16 protein-coding genes are annotated in these 14,925 nt (G+C 41.0%); 4 read left to right on the top strand and 12 right to left on the bottom strand.

Annotation, left to right across the window (positions count from 1 at the left end):
• The 4 genes from IMPJCBKJ_RS16275 to IMPJCBKJ_RS16260 form a co-directional block, all read right to left on the bottom strand.
• Positions 1-728, bottom strand: a 728-nt coding sequence (locus IMPJCBKJ_RS16275) for an IS4 family transposase (protein WP_166341079.1), incomplete at its 3' end; no start/stop codon positions are given.
• 126 nt (positions 729-854) lie between these two features.
• Positions 855-1,370, bottom strand: a complete 516-nt coding sequence (locus tag IMPJCBKJ_RS16270) for a DUF2489 domain-containing protein (protein ID WP_166341077.1) — start codon at positions 1,368-1,370, stop codon at positions 855-857.
• Positions 1,367-1,966 carry a Der GTPase-activating protein YihI gene (gene yihI / locus IMPJCBKJ_RS16265; protein WP_166341076.1) on the bottom strand — a complete coding sequence of 200 codons (600 nt, stop codon included), beginning with the start codon at positions 1,964-1,966 and terminating at the stop codon, positions 1,367-1,369. Before yihI ends, IMPJCBKJ_RS16270 begins: the two co-directional genes overlap by 4 nt.
• Positions 1,967-2,716: 750 nt before the next feature.
• Entirely contained in the window at positions 2,717-3,349 is a 633-nt protein-coding gene (locus IMPJCBKJ_RS16260) for a c-type cytochrome (RefSeq protein WP_054552855.1), read from the bottom strand.
• A 283-nt stretch (positions 3,350-3,632) separates the two neighbouring features.
• Here IMPJCBKJ_RS16260 and yihA point away from each other — a divergent pair, with 283 nt between their 5' ends.
• Positions 3,633-4,280 carry a ribosome biogenesis GTP-binding protein YihA/YsxC gene (gene yihA / locus IMPJCBKJ_RS16255; protein WP_138599290.1) on the top strand — a complete coding sequence of 216 codons (648 nt, stop codon included), beginning with the start codon at positions 3,633-3,635 and terminating at the stop codon, positions 4,278-4,280.
• A 4-nt stretch (positions 4,281-4,284) separates the two neighbouring features.
• Here the strand turns inward: yihA and IMPJCBKJ_RS16250 are convergent, their stop codons facing one another.
• The gene (locus IMPJCBKJ_RS16250; protein ID WP_166341075.1) at positions 4,285-4,803 is read right to left on the bottom strand and encodes a DUF1285 domain-containing protein; all 519 of its coding nucleotides are present in this window, start codon (positions 4,801-4,803) and stop codon (positions 4,285-4,287) included.
• A complete protein-coding gene (locus IMPJCBKJ_RS16245; protein ID WP_166341074.1) occupies positions 4,803-5,390 on the bottom strand; it encodes a YceI family protein in 588 nt (195 codons plus the stop codon). Before IMPJCBKJ_RS16245 ends, IMPJCBKJ_RS16250 begins: the two co-directional genes overlap by 1 nt.
• A gap of 423 nt (positions 5,391-5,813) precedes the next feature.
• Between IMPJCBKJ_RS16245 and IMPJCBKJ_RS16240 the strand changes: the two genes are divergently transcribed.
• Positions 5,814-6,734 (top strand): triacylglycerol lipase, encoded by a 921-nt coding sequence (locus IMPJCBKJ_RS16240; RefSeq protein WP_166341073.1) that lies wholly within the window; start codon positions 5,814-5,816, stop codon positions 6,732-6,734.
• A 50-nt stretch (positions 6,735-6,784) separates the two neighbouring features.
• On the opposite strand, the gene IMPJCBKJ_RS16235 is transcribed toward IMPJCBKJ_RS16240, so the two are convergent.
• On the bottom strand, positions 6,785-8,455 hold the full coding sequence (locus IMPJCBKJ_RS16235; protein WP_206004291.1) for a GGDEF domain-containing phosphodiesterase: 1,671 nt from the start codon (positions 8,453-8,455) through the stop codon (positions 6,785-6,787).
• Between the two features lie 121 nt (positions 8,456-8,576).
• A complete protein-coding gene (hutI, locus tag IMPJCBKJ_RS16230; protein WP_054552861.1) occupies positions 8,577-9,818 on the bottom strand; it encodes an imidazolonepropionase in 1,242 nt (413 codons plus the stop codon).
• A 142-nt stretch (positions 9,819-9,960) separates the two neighbouring features.
• Between hutI and hutC the strand changes: the two genes are divergently transcribed.
• Entirely contained in the window at positions 9,961-10,668 is a 708-nt protein-coding gene (gene hutC / locus IMPJCBKJ_RS16225; protein WP_166341071.1) for a histidine utilization repressor, read from the top strand.
• Here hutC and IMPJCBKJ_RS16220 read toward each other — a convergent pair whose 3' ends face one another.
• On the bottom strand, positions 10,669-11,439 hold the full coding sequence (locus tag IMPJCBKJ_RS16220) for an NADP-binding protein (RefSeq protein WP_166341070.1): 771 nt from the start codon (positions 11,437-11,439) through the stop codon (positions 10,669-10,671).
• A gap of 112 nt (positions 11,440-11,551) precedes the next feature.
• Between IMPJCBKJ_RS16220 and IMPJCBKJ_RS16215 the strand changes: the two genes are divergently transcribed.
• The gene (locus IMPJCBKJ_RS16215; RefSeq protein ID WP_138599295.1) at positions 11,552-13,576 is read left to right on the top strand and encodes a methyl-accepting chemotaxis protein; all 2,025 of its coding nucleotides are present in this window, start codon (positions 11,552-11,554) and stop codon (positions 13,574-13,576) included.
• Here IMPJCBKJ_RS16215 and IMPJCBKJ_RS16210 read toward each other — a convergent pair.
• The 3 genes from IMPJCBKJ_RS16210 to IMPJCBKJ_RS16200 all read right to left on the bottom strand — a co-directional run bounded on the left by IMPJCBKJ_RS16210 (position 13,561) and on the right by IMPJCBKJ_RS16200 (position 14,807).
• Complete coding sequence (locus IMPJCBKJ_RS16210; RefSeq protein ID WP_054552865.1) at positions 13,561-13,770, bottom strand: hypothetical protein; 210 nt, start codon at positions 13,768-13,770, stop codon at positions 13,561-13,563. The two genes, IMPJCBKJ_RS16215 and IMPJCBKJ_RS16210, sit on opposite strands and share 16 nt — an antisense overlap.
• A gap of 254 nt (positions 13,771-14,024) precedes the next feature.
• Positions 14,025-14,183 carry a YqaE/Pmp3 family membrane protein gene (locus IMPJCBKJ_RS16205; protein ID WP_064971745.1) on the bottom strand — a complete coding sequence of 53 codons (159 nt, stop codon included), beginning with the start codon at positions 14,181-14,183 and terminating at the stop codon, positions 14,025-14,027.
• Positions 14,184-14,240: 57 nt separating this feature from the next.
• Entirely contained in the window at positions 14,241-14,807 is a 567-nt protein-coding gene (locus IMPJCBKJ_RS16200; RefSeq protein WP_054552867.1) for a BON domain-containing protein, read from the bottom strand.
• Positions 14,808-14,925 lie beyond the last annotated feature (118 nt).

The raw sequence follows: 14,925 nt of genomic DNA, 5'->3' as shown, positions 1-14,925 counted from the left end.
TCCCTGATAACTTCATATTGCGTGCCTTTTTTTAAGGGAATTAGCCAGTGCCTTGATGTACCAGTGGTAGACCATTTATGAAGTAGCCCTAATGAGTAAAAACCTTTATCAAACAGCGTTAGGCTATTGTCGGGTGTTTGCTCTATCAGCTGCTCAGCGAGCGTCATTTCATTAGCCGCAACGGCGTCAAAGGCGGATGCGGTCAATAAGTGACTTGTGAGTTCCATTTGACAGACCATACGAATTTGAGGAAAAGCCGATTCGCGTTTGTCATTGTGCAACTTACCAAATGCATCATTGTTAGCTGGCGTGTCTTCTGCACGCCACACCACGCCATCAACGCCAAGTAAGGTTAATCCACACCAGTTTGGATGTGGTGTGTCTTGATGCCAACGGGATTGAGTCATATTAAAGATATGACGAATAGATTCCGAGCCTAAACGCTGTCTTGCTTGAACAATCGCACTAGGAGCTACAAAAGGTTTCTTACTTGGTAATACAATATCAAGACGATTAATGACCTGAGTCATAGGCATATCTCGAAACAATGCGCTGCCAATCACACTCCAGACCATTAGCTCAAGAGGTAGCCTGCGCTTCCTGAGTGTTGCGACCCCAGACTTTGCAAGTGCTTGTTGTATTAAAGACTCATCCAGTATTTCCGACAAGCTGTGAATATTAGAATCGATAAATGATGAAATATTGGCGAAGCTATGATTAAGGGGCATAAAAAAATCCGATGACCTGTGATCATCGGATTTTGATCCTATTATGCCAAATGTCAATTGCTTAACTGATCGGCATTAGAGCCTGGGCTCTGCTTTTTATTTTGTTTAATTCAACGGTACGTCAACTTAATTAAATACTACGTTTTCGCTGCCTGGAGCGGCTTTAAACTCTTCAATTATACGTGCGCAATCCGCTTTAATTTCATCGCTATGCTGCTCTTCAGCACGCCAGCGAGCGGTGTCCATTTTAAAAATCTCTTTTTTAGAGTATTTCTTACGGGCATCGTGCGTTGGCATATCTTTTACGACTTCGTACATTTTAAATATGCCTGGGTAGCGCTCACTTAGCTCAAACTCTTCAGCAAAGCTGTATTGAGAGATCAGCACCCAAATACGTAAGCAGCCTTCTGAGAACTCACATTGCTCTTCATTCATTGCACGGGCAATCAAATGAATGCTATCGGCTAGCTTTGCATTACGCTTTGCTTTTGATACCGCAAGCTTTTGCTCATGCTCAGCTTGCTTCTTGGCGATAAGCTTATTTTGCTCTTTTAGTTTATACAGAAGTTGCCCTGCATAAAACGCAAGCCCTGCGATAATTGCCGCACCAATTACAATGGCAATAATCAAGGTTGTGCTCATCGCTCATCCTCATCTTCGTCATCAAACCATTCGTTGGCTAAATCATCAGATAAGTACTTATCGAAGTCAGATTCACCTTCATCGTATGAATCATCTTCAAAGTCATCTTCGTACTCGTCTTCATCTTCAATGCCTAATAACTCGCAAAGTGCTTGGTGGCGAGCAATACGGCTATTGAAGTACTTAGCGTCTTTACCTGTTAATAACTCACCGCGCTCATGACGCTCAACCAGCTTAAGTAGACGCTCGTCATTCTCTAGCGCTTCTAACTCTTGCTCTGGTGTTAGTTCAGGCTCAGTCACTTTCTTAAGCTCAACCATAGGCTTTAAGTTGCGTTTCATTTCAACTTTCGGCTCAGCCTTAGGCGCAACTAAAGAAATCGGCTTTTTACTACCAACACGCTTATCTTTCGGTTGATTGTTTGCAGCAGTGTTTTCTGCATTTTGTGCATCAGGTGCATTTCGAGACCCAGGTTTAGCACCTTTGGTCTTTTTAACTCGCTGCTCTTTTAACGCGCGCATCTCTCTAAGCTTTTCTTTGCTCAGACGTACAGGACCATTCGATGGAATTTTACGCGACTTTTTCTTTCTACTCATATCTTGATCATCTCACTTAAGAGGTTGTGCACAACGCCTTTGTGGCATTGTAATGCTGGCATAACCAGAAGAATTCGATGTGCGGATGTGGTTGGTCAACTTGACGAACTGCGCACTTTTCATACTTTTAGTACAAACGGTGGCTATTGTAACAGGACAAATAAAAAGGCGGTAGAGAAAACATCTCTACCGCCTACTAATCTGAGCGCCAATTATCTGGACACTTCTCCCTTCGACTTTTTAGTCTTTATTATTTTTATTATTATTGTTTATCCATTTTGTTATTGTTTTAACCTTCCGTGTAGCATTCCATTTTGTTTTTATTATTAAACTTCCATGAGCTTTTATTATTCTCGGTCAATCCTGACACTTTTTTGTTATTTCCTTTAGGACACCTAACTAGTGTCAACCCCTAAAGATTTGCCGCAGTTACTTTCCTTATTACATTGTCCATGTTGTTTTTGCTGTCTCAGCGACAGTGGTTAATTTACTTATTAATAAAATTGTTACAACTAATTTATATAATTTTTCTTACAGATGACTTATTGCAACATTGTCATTTTAATTAATAACAATGACTTAGCAAAAATAGTGAAATAAAAATAAGACTTGGCTTACAGCTAGATATGGTCAATGTCTCACAAGGGAGTGGGAAATTTCGACATACGTTAGGTACAAAAAAAGCAGCTTGCGCTGCTTTTTCAAACTCTTTACATACTACTGCGGAGCATTTCTTTCCGCAATCAGACTTTAGTGTAAGCCACCTAAGTATTTTGAAAGTACTTCAATGTCTTTGTCTGTTAGCTTTTTAGCGATGTCTTGCATCATACCGTTTAAGTCGTTATTACGCGTACCATCACGGAATTTTTCAAGTTGTGACTTGATGTATTCTGGATGTTGGAACGAAATTTTCGGGAATTTAGCTAGTGATGTACCGTTACCACGAGGACCGTGACACGCAGCACATGCTGGAATACCACGCTCTGCATCACCAGCTTTATAAAGCTGCTGACCTACTTCTACTACATCTTTAGGTGTTGCACCTTCAGACATATTTAAAGAAGAGAAGTAAGCTGCTAGGTCTTTCATGTCTTGATCGCTAAGCGGCATAGCCATACCACTCATTACTGGATCCATACGACCTTCTTTGCCGCCAGATGTCATACCTAATTTAAACTCTTGTAATTGTTTATAGATATAATCTGCGTGTTGGCCTGCAATTTTAGGGTAGATATTAACCGGTGCATTACCGTCTGGGCCGTGACAAGCCGCACACGTTGCCGATTTCTCTTTACCTGCGTTTACATCGCCATCAAATGCTGTTGCGTTGCTTGCTGACAACGTACCAAGCAATATAGTTAAAGATAGTGCTATTTTTTTCATGGTGAATTCTCTGTTTCCGACCCTGTATCATCTACAATATGGATGTTGTGATTTCTATATTCTACACGATAATAAATTCTCTGGCACGTTTTCTGCCCACATTAAGCTCATAATTTATAGGGATTTGACTTAGATTAAGTTTACACCTAGTAATTTTCCTAATTTAAAGCCAATTTAGCACGCTTAAATACGCTTTTGAATGCTGCTTTAATAGTATAAAATACGTGCCTTAAGTGGAAATTAGCCACTGTTTGTTATTTTTTATAAAAGACTAGGAGAGCCTGTGCTCAAATCTCGTATCAAATACAATACTGCGTCCTTTGTTACCAGCGCACCTGATATCTCACGCTTACCTGCTGATACGGGGATTGAAGTCGCGTTTGCTGGTCGCTCTAATGCGGGTAAATCAAGTGCTTTAAACACGTTAACTGATCAAAAGTTAGCGCGTACTTCTAAAACACCTGGTCGTACTCAGCTGATCAATACCTTTGAACTTGATGCCGATAAGCGCCTTATTGACTTGCCGGGCTATGGTTTTGCGAAAGTGCCTATCGAAATGAAAAAGAAGTGGCAAAAATCGCTAGGTGAATATTTACAAAAACGTCAAAGCTTAAAAGGTATCGTTGTTTTGATGGATATTCGCCACCCGTTAAAAGATTTAGACCGTGACTTAATCGACTGGGCGGTGGGCAGCGAAATTCCAGTGCTGGCACTATTAACTAAAGCCGACAAGCTAAAACAAGGCGCGCGTAAAGCTCAAGTTTTACAAGTTCGTCGTGAGTTAAGTAGTTTAGATGGTGATATTACAGTACATGCCTTCTCTTCACTAAAAGGCACCGGCTTACCTGAAGTTGCTAAAAAGCTCGATGAGTGGTTTTTAGGCCCTATTGAAGCGCAAGCACCTGAGTCTGACGAACAACCAGAAGACTAAGTGCTTAGGCCAAGTAATAACGCTTGGCTAATGATTCTATATAATAGCCCTGCTCATCTGAGCAGGCTATTTCAGCCCACTGATAATAAACATTTCTCGATACCCTCGCAGCCAAGCCATGTGCTAATTGAAGATAAGGCACACTGACACCTTCAAATTCTCTCAGTAATAGTGGTTGCTTTGCTGATACCAACCAAGCGCGCTGTAAATTATCGACACAACATAGAGCAAGGCCTTGCTCTGTCTCTTCAAAACGCCAATCAACAATAATAAAAGGCACATCAATGACAGTGATAGCCATTTTCTCGACGGGTGTTTTTAAAAAATAACTATCTGCCTCTTTGCAAAGCACAGAGGCAAAGAGTTTAACCATTGCCTCGCGTTTTATTTCACTGCCGCCATAAAACCACCGCCCTTGCGCATCAATCGTTATTGGCACTTGCCCACAGTTTTGTGGCTGCCATTGTTCAAAAGGTTTATCGGGCGTTTGAAGAGCGGCTTCTAAGTCAGCAAGTGATTGCATTATTTTTCTTTATCTAGCGTCAAAGAAAATGTTACAGGAACCGCTGTTGCAATTGATGGTAAGCCCGCAAGCTTTTGTAGTTCACTAATGCCTTCTGTTACTTTGAAATCACTCGCATTAATAATAACTGGCGTAAAAGATGACACGCTAATATCGCCCTTTGCTGACATATTGGCTAGAACATCTATCGTAAGTTCTTTTTTGTTACCATGAAAATCTAACTCAGCTTTTAACCCTTTCAGCACATGTTGACCTGGTTTCAGTGTTGATAATGCTTTACTTAAATCAGCAGTTAACACAGCATTAGGAAATTTAGCTGTTTCAAATAACAACTTTGTCATGCGCTCATTGCGGATAGGGATCAGAGTTTCAACCGATGTCAGGTCGATCATCAACTTAAATTGACCTTGCTCGTTGAGTGTACCCGACACGTTTTTGAAATGATGTGCTTCTGCAATAGAGTTCTTTTTAATAGATACAAAGCTTACGTTACTTTGCTCATTATTAACTTGCCAATTTGCGCTGGCTAAAGGGGCAACTAAAATACTCGATAATGAAAAGGCAGCTATTGCCAAAGATTTAAACATAACGCATTCCTTCGAAAGTAAATAAGAATCACTTTGATGGTATCACTTGCGTGTATTTGTGCAATGAATTGTATGATAAGAAAAGAAAAAGCGACTCACTCAACAAGGAGTGAGTCGTTATAGCAAACTGGGGAGAAGCTATCAATACGTTGCATCCTTTCAGATGCATCATCAACAGGATGTCCTACAGGATGAGGACGGCGCGGACTTTATCAAATACCAGATTAAAAATAAATTGCTTAACCGCAGAAAAAACACAAATTGATAAACATATAACGAAACACTAAAACCATCTTTTCCTGCTTACTTTAATTTAACATTACAGAGAACCCAAATTTAAGGTAAGGTGAATTAAAAGCGCACTAAAATCAGGCTTTTTTAAGGCTTGTTGGTGATAAATATTGAAGTAGAAGAGTAAAAGGTATGAAAAAAATCCCGTTAATTTTATTTGTTACCTTACTTTTTTTGTTGAGCCCTTGGTGCAATGCCAAAAAAACAACTACCCAATATCCAGTTGTTTTAGTTCATGGGCTAATGGGATTCGATAACCTGCTCGGAATCGATTACTTCTACAATATCGCTACAATTCTGGAAAAAGATGGTACTTTAGTCTTCACACCTGCCGTTTCTGCTATCAACAGTTCAGAAGTCCGAGGCGAGCAATTACTCACTCAAATAGAATCAATCTTAGCTCTGACTAGTGCTAAAAAAGTAAACTTGATTGGTCACAGTCAAGGTGCGCAAACTGCACGCTATGTTGCATCTATCAGGCCTGATCTAATTGCCTCAGTTACCAGTGTAGGCGGTGCAAATTATGGCAGTGGCATTATTGATCTTATTAATAAGGAGCTAACACCCGGCTCTCAAGCAGAATATACAACTCGATTAGTATTCGATGCATTCGGTGGTGTTATTTCGTTATTATCAGGCAATAGTCAATTACCGCAAAATACACCCGGTGCAATAAATAGTTTAAGCACACAAGGAGCAGCAACATTTAATCAAAAGTACCCCGAAGGCTTGCCCAAAAACGAGTGCGAACAAGGTAATATGCTTGCAAGCAATGGCGTATACTACTTTTCTTGGAGCGGCACAGAAACACTCACTAATATCTTAGATTTAAGTGACTTATCCATGTTATTTGGCTCATTATTTATCTTAGGTCACAGTGACGGACTCATTTCACGCTGTAGTAGCCATTTAGGGCATGTGATCAAAGATGATTACAAAATGAATCATCTCGATGAGATTAACCAATTTATTGGTTTGCATAGTTTTCGTGAAGTTGATCCAGTTGAACTTTACCGTAGCCACGTGACAAGGTTACAGAAACTAGGGTTATAAAAGCGGTGTTGTATCGTGAAGCCTACCAGAGGGAGAGCACAGCTTTATGCTTACTGGTGCTCCAAACGCCATTGTTTAAGCCATGACATCATACCAACACTACTCAATGGGTAATTAAAATAATAGCCCTGTGCAGCATAGGTTTTAAGCGACTTTACAAACTTAAGTTGCTCTAGAGTTTCAACTCCTTCACAAATCACTTTTGCATTATTTTGATTGTGCATATCGACCATGCCCGAAACGAGGCTTCGAATTTGACTTTGATGAGCAAAATCAGCGGTAAGTGAAGCCGCCACTTTAATATACTCAACATTAAGATTCGGAAGCTTAGCTAGCCAAATAGGTGTGTCACCAAAACCATCTATACATAATTTGATACCAATACTATTGAGCCTTGCAACCATCGCTTTACCTTGGTCATCTAAACTCATAAATAAATCGAGCGGGCACTCGATAATTAAATCACCCGGCTCTAGTCGATGCTCAGCCATGATACGGTCAACAAACTCAATAAATTCTTCGTGCAGCATCTCAGGGCCAAACACATTTATACTAAGAGGTAATTCAATACCTTCCATTCGTAGTGCCATAGCAAGTTCTGCTGCACGCTCAATAACAAAAGCAGCCACAGGATAGCTTAGGCCTGCAACACGTATATCATCTATAAATTTATTCGCAGAAAGAATCCCTTGCTTAGGATGCTGCCAACGTAACAGCAATTCTAAAAATTCGATTTGCTCATCGCTATTACGAATAACTGGCTGAAAATACAACTCTAGTTCACTTGCAAAATCAAGGTGTGCTAACTCACGTAGTCGTGCTTGCTGCTCCAATTGCTCAATCATCATTTGTGGATGATAAGGCACAATCGCTTTGTCTGGATTTGAATCAAGCGCTAGATTGGCAAACGAAATGAAGTTTTCAAAGCTGTATTCAGGCTCATCACAAACTACATAACTGGCACGAACTTTAACTTCAATGGTGCAATTGGCAACATTAAATGGCTTTAAAGTAACATGGCGAATTTGACTAATTAGTTGCTCATGAAGGTGCTTTTGTTCCTCTAATGAACAAATAAACGCAAAGTTTAAGCCCCCTAAATGCGCCAACTTTTCGGCTTTGCCTGAATTACCCACTATATTAAGAACACTATCAACATTGAGCTGCTGTTTAATTCGGGTTGCTGATTGCGCTAATAACAAATCACCAAAGTCTCGACCGATGTGTTGGTTTACATCGTTAAAACCTTCAAGGCGAAGCATCACTAACGCGCAGTTAGCATCATGCTCCTCGGTCCAAGCAATAAAGCTATTTTTTAGGGCGTTGCGATCGGGTAAGCCTGTAAGAGGTGTCGCATCTAACTCGTCAGTGTGAAGTGGCTCAACGACCACCTGCTCTTCTTCAGGTTCTTCATAGTTAAAAAAGCCTGATATACACAAAATAACGACAGAAAAAACAAGCCAGTAAAGAGCAGTATGTAACAATAAATGAGCTGAATAAAGTACTGTTAATACAATCGCAGCAACAACTGAGATAATGATTGCTAGCCAATTAGTTGTGCGAAATGCCTGCCACAAATGAAAACAAACACTTGCACTTAACAATAACACTAACCAAGGCATGCCAAGACTAAGAATTGCTAATCCAAGCACGCCATTGACGACTAAGCTCAGCCTTAAAATAGAATTTTGAGTAACACATAAGGCACAAATCATTGCCATAAGAACGCAACCAGCTAAAAACACTGGCACAACATCGCTACTTAAATTTGCAAGGCTCACGCTACTACTTGCTAAGCTGGCAATCAAAGACATGTAAAAATACTACGTAAAAAAGACTTATCTAATTAAGTCTACCCAAAATCCACAGATTTAACAGTTTATTTACGCCAAATTGGTAACTTAATTGTGCTGGGTGGGTTATTTGCCAATGGGCAATATCAGCACGTGCGCCTACCTTTAACACACCACGATCATCAAGTCCTAAAGCACCTGCAGCGTTTCGAGTTACCCCAGCCAATGCTTGCTCTGGTGTCATCCGAAAAATAGTGCATGCCATGTTCATCATCAAATGCAATGAACATAAAGGCGAAGTACCCGGGTTGAAGTCAGTTGAAATAGCAATTGGAACTTGGTACTGCTGCAGTAGTTCAATTGGCGGATACTTTGTTTCACGTAAGAAGTAAAATGCACCTGGTAATAAAACTGCTGCAGTACCCGCTTTGGCCATTGCCTGAATACCAGCTTCATCTAAGTGTTCAATATGATCCGCAGATAAGCCATTAAATTCAGCAACAAGCTCTGCACCATGTTGATTAGATAACTGCTCAGCGTGCAACTTGACTGGTAAGTTGTGTTTTTTAGCCGCTTCAAACACGCGGCGAGTTTGCTCATTACTAAAGCCAACGTTTTCACAAAAAGCATCAACTGCATCAGCTAAATCAGCTTCAACAACACGGTCAAGCATTTCACCGCAAACCAGATCAATGTACTCATCGCTACGGCCTTTATATTCAGGCGGTAATGCATGCGCACCTAAAAACGTGGTTTTAACATCAACTGGGTGATTTTCACCGAGTAAACGCGCCACTTCGAGAAGTTTAATTTCGTTTTCGCAATCAAGACCGTAGCCAGATTTAATCTCTACCGTCGTCACACCTTCTGCATATAATGCATTTAAGCGCTCTTTTGCACTGACAAATAAAGCTTCGTGATCGGCTTCTCGCGTTGCACGTACGGTACTTGCAATACCGCCACCGTTTGCAGCTATTTGCTCATAGCTTACACCTTGTAAACGCTGTTCAAATTCTTCTGCACGGCTACCAGCGAACACTAAGTGAGTGTGGCAATCAATTAACCCGGGGGTTAACCACTGCCCTTTTGCTGACAATGTTGGCGTAGCTAGCGCATCAAACTCTGGTAAATCGGCTTGCTCACCTAACCAAGCAATTTTGCCATCTTTAACAGCAATAGCTGCATTTTCAATAGCACCATAAGGTGCTTCGATGGCTGGGTCCATTGTGGCGATGTTGGCATCTGTGATCACTAAATCCCAGAAAGCTTGATCATTATTGGTTGTGTGCATTTTTCACCTACATTGATACTTGCGATAGGCCCATTACGAGACTAAGTTTAAATTTGCTTAAAGTTTATCAACTCACCTTGTATATACAAGATAATTATGTCACCTTCAAACATACTGTTTACTCACCACATATACACGCATAATGAGTGTTCCTAAATTTGCGCAAATAAAAGAGTTCATTCTGGAAAATATTCGTTCTGGAGCTTGGCAAGAAAATCACCGAGTGCCCTCTGAAAATGAGCTTACCAACCAGTTTAAAGTTAGTCGTATGACTGCAAGACGAGCACTCAGTGAATTAACCGATGCAGGTATATTAACCCGTAGCCAAGGCCTAGGTACTTTTGTGGCTAGCTTTAAGTCACAATCATCTTTATTAGAAATTAAAAATATTGCTGATGAGGTAAAAGCGCGAAGTAACCACTATAGTTGTACCATTTTAGTAATGGAGTCTATAAGCGCTATAGCACCAATTGCGATTGCTTTGGGTGTCGAGGTCGACAGCCATGTTTACAGAAGTGTGATTGTACACAATGAAAACGAGCAACCTCTGCAAGTTGAAGAACGCTTTGTGAACCCCGCTCTTGCTAAAGATTACTTACAGCAAGATTTCCATAGCCTAACGCCTCATGAATACTTATCGCAAAACGCCCCGCTCACCGAGGCACGCCATACAGTCGAAGCGATTATGCCCAACCAAGAAATGTGCGAATGGCTGAACCTTTATAACGAAGAGCCATGCTTACAAGTGATCCGCCGAACTTGGTCATCACAAGGTATTGTGAGCTTTGCCCGTTTAGTATCACCAGGCAGTAAATACCGATTAGGCGGCCACCTTACTTTTAAAAGATAACTAAATGGACATTTGATAACGAAAATTCAGTGACTCAATCGCTGAGCCATCAATAAGTCGCTCGCCTTTATCATGACTAGTAAAAATCGGTGGCTGGTTGCCCTGCTCAGCACATTTTTGCTGGTAGTAATCTGCTTTTGTAGGATGTGCCGGATTAACCACATTATAAATACTGCTCGCGTTTGACCAATTTTCAAGTACTGAAAAAATCGCCGCTATCACATCTTGCTGCTGAACCATGTTTACCACTTGCTGACTTGAGCTAGTCAGTTCTTTACCGGCAACAAACCTACCCGGATCGCGCCCAGGCCCTACAAGACCAGCCAAACGCAATACTTTACCACCAGCACTTAGCACTAACTGTTCAGCATCATATAGCTGTTGTTGACGTGCTGATTGGCAAATAATTTCTGTAGTTTCGTCATATTGACCATTGTTAGATGGATAAACTCCTGTCGAAGAACATAAAATAAAGCCTTTACAATTTAGTTGCTTAGCAAGTTCAAGCCCTGCTTGCAAAGTCGCTAAATAGTTACTTTCTGAGCTACGACTACGCGGTGGAATAGCGCAGACCCACCAAGCATTCTCAAGCGACAGCTCATGCTTGAGCACATCACCTTCAAGTATAAACTGGCGCTGAAAGTCATATTCGTGCTCGCCACCGCGATGTGTTCCCTGTACTTGCCATGCTAATTTATTTGCCTCAACACAAAGTGCATTTCCAAGCCAGCCGGCACCTAAAACAACCAGTTTATTATTTTCAGTACTCATTTACTCAACTGCCCCTTAGTATTTATTATTAACCTTCGCTTAACAGTGTAGCGATTTAGGTGCAAATATGATTAGATAGATAACTCTAACCTATAATAAAAACGCGTGCACTATGTTAAACAACCTCTCTTTACGTAAAAAAATACTTCTGCTCATTGGCGGGACGATAAGTGTGCTACTAATCATCGCGTCTAGCTTTTTTGTAAACCATATTGCTGATCTCTCACGTCATGCAATTCAACGCGAAGCCGACAGCTATTTGCAAAGTGAGCGACTGTCAATGCAGGCCTATTTTGCCAAATACGGCAAAGTTGTCGAAACCTTTGTAACAAACCCGCATTTAGTTAACTGGTTCGATAACTGGACTCAGCGCGATCAAAGCTTAGATAGTCAGCCTGGTTACAGCAGCGTTAATCAAGATTTTGTTCGTATTAGTGGTAACGATGATAACATTTTATCAGCCTTCTTTGCTTCTGCGACCACAGGTGAGTACTTCAAAGAAAACGAGCGTACCGCCACTTATAATGGCCAACCATATTACGCCTACAAACGTGGTTGGTGGCAAGATGCATTAAAAATTAATAAATTGTATGTTGGCCCTATTTCTGTTGATTTAACCACAGGTATCGCCTCTGCAGTTGTACAACAGCCAGTTTATAAACAAAACAAGCTTGTTGGTTTTGGTGGTGTTGATTTACAGCTTAATAATATCAACGACATGGTTGAAGCTATTCGATTTGATGGCCAAGGCTTTGGCTTTTTACTCGACAGCAACCAGAAAGTAGTGCACTTTTCAAAACGAACTGGACATAAACTATCTATCACAGACGAAGGACCTAATGGCAAAGAAGGCTTAGATGCCCTCGAAAAGCAATTTAACGACACCTCGGGCTTTAGCGAATTAAACCGCGCGATGAAAAGCCAAAAAGAGGGTAGCAGCTTTGTCACATTCAAAGGCGAGCAATATTACGTTGTATACAATCGCCTTGAATTAGAAAGCCCTTACCTTGATTGGTATGTGGGTATTTTAATTCCGACCAGTATGATTGATGAGCCAGTAAATGATGCGGTGATGACAACCACAACATCCGTGATCATCATTCTTGCGATTATTATTGCGATGATCTTCTGGGCCACGCAAATGATCACCAAGCCGCTGACTAAACTCACTTACATCATGCGTGATATCGCATCAGGTGATGGCGATCTAACACAAAAAATCGAGATAAAAAGTCAGGATGAAGTAGGACAGCTTGCTCATCACATGAATACTTTCATCGATAAATTACGTGCAATGATGCTGAATACTGCAGCACAAGCTGAGCAATTAAGCCAAGCCGCAGCCCAATTGAAAACCGTATCGCAAAAAACCAATGATGAAATTCAGCAAGAAAAGCAACAAGTTGATAGCGTAAGTGCGGCAGTAACCGAAATGGCCTCAACTGTTCTCGAAATTTCACGTAACGCGCAACATACCAATAATGCAGCTGAAGAAGTGCAAACCATTACCGCAGATGGCACTAAGCGCTCAACTCAAGCTCAGTCAGTCATGACCGCTCTTGCAAGTCACATTGGTGAAGCGTCTAAAGTCGTTGCGGGTCTTGAACAAGAAAGTGGCAATATCGGCGCGGTGGTTGATGTTATCAACTCAATCGCTGAGCAAACTAACTTACTGGCACTTAACGCAGCGATAGAAGCAGCCCGTGCAGGTGAGCAAGGCCGAGGTTTCGCAGTTGTTGCTGATGAGGTTCGTTCACTAGCAAGCAGAACGCAAGAGTCAACAGATGATATTCGCAATATGATCAGCCGTTTACAGCAAATTGCCCAACAAGCATCAACCATGATGCAGCAAGGTCAAGAGCGTGCTGAAGGCTCAGTTGAGCAAACACAAATTGTATTGCAAGCATTGCAAGATATCGCGCAATCTGTGACAAATGTACAAGATCAAAGTCATCAAATTGCGACTTCGACAGAGCAGCAAACTGTGGTTGCAGAAGATATTAACAATAGCTTGGCAGCGATTAATCACTTAGTGAATAGCACTGCAGATCATGCCCATGAATTGGCGGATGAAGCACGTGATTTGAATGAGTTAGCAGAGTCTCTCAATAAGACAGTAAATCAATTTAAGTTATAAAGATAAATTGCTGAAGTAGTTAAAAACCCGATGTCACCTGAAGATGACATCGGGTTTTTATCGTCAGCCTTCCCTGTTAATCGTGGCGCAACCGCTTTCGCGTGTTCCATAAATTCGTGCCACTGTTGCTTGTTCCATAAAGCAACTCCATTATTGGTCAATCCTTGTTTTGATTGCGTTTGTACTTGTTCCATATAGTCTCCTCCTTACGCTAGCTTCATCCGTTTGGGCTCCAAGCCTAAGCTTAATCCTTGCTGTCATCTCCATTCACCTTATCCATAAAGCGTTGCCATTGTGCGCTACTCCATAACGCTTTGTTACTTCCTTGTTGTCCTTTGTGCTTAGTTACATTATCCATACTGTAAACTCCTTGCGCTTTATCGTCCGTTACTCCTACAGCCCTTCCTTGCTGTGCTCCATTACCCATCCTTGTAGATTAATGCGGTGATTATCGCTTAGCGATGATATACACAGCATGAATCAAACCTGGAATATACCCTAATAGAGTTAAAAGAATATTAATCCAGAACTGCGCACCTAAACCTACCTGTAAAAATACGCCGAGAGGTGGAATTAAAACCGATAAAATAATACGTATTAAATCCATGACTCACTCCTTGAAAAAGATAAGCCCAGCAAAAGCTGGGCTATATAGGGCTTGCTATTATTCAGCAACAATCGTTAATTCATCGATTACTTTGCGAACATCTTCAGCGTTTTCAGCAATGCTTACCGCTAGTTGCTTTTCTGCATCAGACTCAACAGTACCTTTTAGTGTTACTACACCGTTGTCGGTATCAACATCGATATCTGTACCACCTACTTCTGAGTTAAATAAATAACGTGTGGTGATTACAGTACTGATTTTTGCATCGGTTAAGTCGCTTTCTGCAGAATCAGCTTTGTCTGATTTCATGTGCTTAGCTTTCATGTTTTTAACAACCGTTAGTTTGTTATCAACAGAGCTAACACCGTCTAGGCTAAGAACTAACTCTTCAGCAAGCTCTTTATCTAATTCGCTATCAACTTTACCTGTAAGTACAACCTTGCCATTCGTTACATCAGTGTTGATGTCAAAGTTGTTAAGGTTTGTGTTCATAAGAAGCACAGTTTCTGCCTTACCATCAATCCAAGCATCTTTACTTTCATTTTCCCAGCTGCTTGCCTGAGCTGACATGCTAGTTGCACCAATTACTAAAGCCGCAATCATAGATTTGTTAAAAGTGTTCATAATCTTTCTCCTTTTGATTAAAGACAGTTTAAGTAATGCGACTATGATGCCAACTATTTATTCTTTAAATTTCAGCAGGTTAAAAACCTATTCAGCGGTGATTTATATTCATTTCGGT

It is taken from the genome of Pseudoalteromonas sp. MB47 (assembly GCF_011319765.1).
Classification (GTDB): domain Bacteria; phylum Pseudomonadota; class Gammaproteobacteria; order Enterobacterales; family Alteromonadaceae; genus Pseudoalteromonas; species Pseudoalteromonas simplex.
This window is presented reverse-complemented; position numbering and strand designations above follow the sequence as displayed.

Coding starts and splice junctions, on each gene's coding strand:
- IMPJCBKJ_RS16270 (WP_166341077.1), bottom strand. CDS start 1,370: ATGAGCACAACCTTGATTATTGCCATTGTAATTGGTGCGGCAATTATC.
- yihI (WP_166341076.1), bottom strand. CDS start 1,966: ATGAGTAGAAAGAAAAAGTCGCGTAAAATTCCATCGAATGGTCCTGTA.
- IMPJCBKJ_RS16260 (WP_054552855.1), bottom strand. CDS start 3,349: ATGAAAAAAATAGCACTATCTTTAACTATATTGCTTGGTACGTTGTCA.
- IMPJCBKJ_RS16250 (WP_166341075.1), bottom strand. CDS start 4,803: ATGCAATCACTTGCTGACTTAGAAGCCGCTCTTCAAACGCCCGATAAA.
- IMPJCBKJ_RS16245 (WP_166341074.1), bottom strand. CDS start 5,390: ATGTTTAAATCTTTGGCAATAGCTGCCTTTTCATTATCGAGTATTTTA.
- IMPJCBKJ_RS16240 (WP_166341073.1), top strand. CDS start 5,814: ATGAAAAAAATCCCGTTAATTTTATTTGTTACCTTACTTTTTTTGTTG.
- IMPJCBKJ_RS16235 (WP_206004291.1), bottom strand. CDS start 8,455: ATGGCAATGATTTGTGCCTTATGTGTTACTCAAAATTCTATTTTAAGG.
- hutI (WP_054552861.1), bottom strand. CDS start 9,818: ATGCACACAACCAATAATGATCAAGCTTTCTGGGATTTAGTGATCACA.
- hutC (WP_166341071.1), top strand. CDS start 9,961: ATGAGTGTTCCTAAATTTGCGCAAATAAAAGAGTTCATTCTGGAAAAT.
- IMPJCBKJ_RS16220 (WP_166341070.1), bottom strand. CDS start 11,439: ATGAGTACTGAAAATAATAAACTGGTTGTTTTAGGTGCCGGCTGGCTT.
- IMPJCBKJ_RS16215 (WP_138599295.1), top strand. CDS start 11,552: ATGTTAAACAACCTCTCTTTACGTAAAAAAATACTTCTGCTCATTGGC.
- IMPJCBKJ_RS16210 (WP_054552865.1), bottom strand. CDS start 13,770: ATGGAACAAGTACAAACGCAATCAAAACAAGGATTGACCAATAATGGA.
- IMPJCBKJ_RS16205 (WP_064971745.1), bottom strand. CDS start 14,183: ATGGATTTAATACGTATTATTTTATCGGTTTTAATTCCACCTCTCGGC.
- IMPJCBKJ_RS16200 (WP_054552867.1), bottom strand. CDS start 14,807: ATGAACACTTTTAACAAATCTATGATTGCGGCTTTAGTAATTGGTGCA.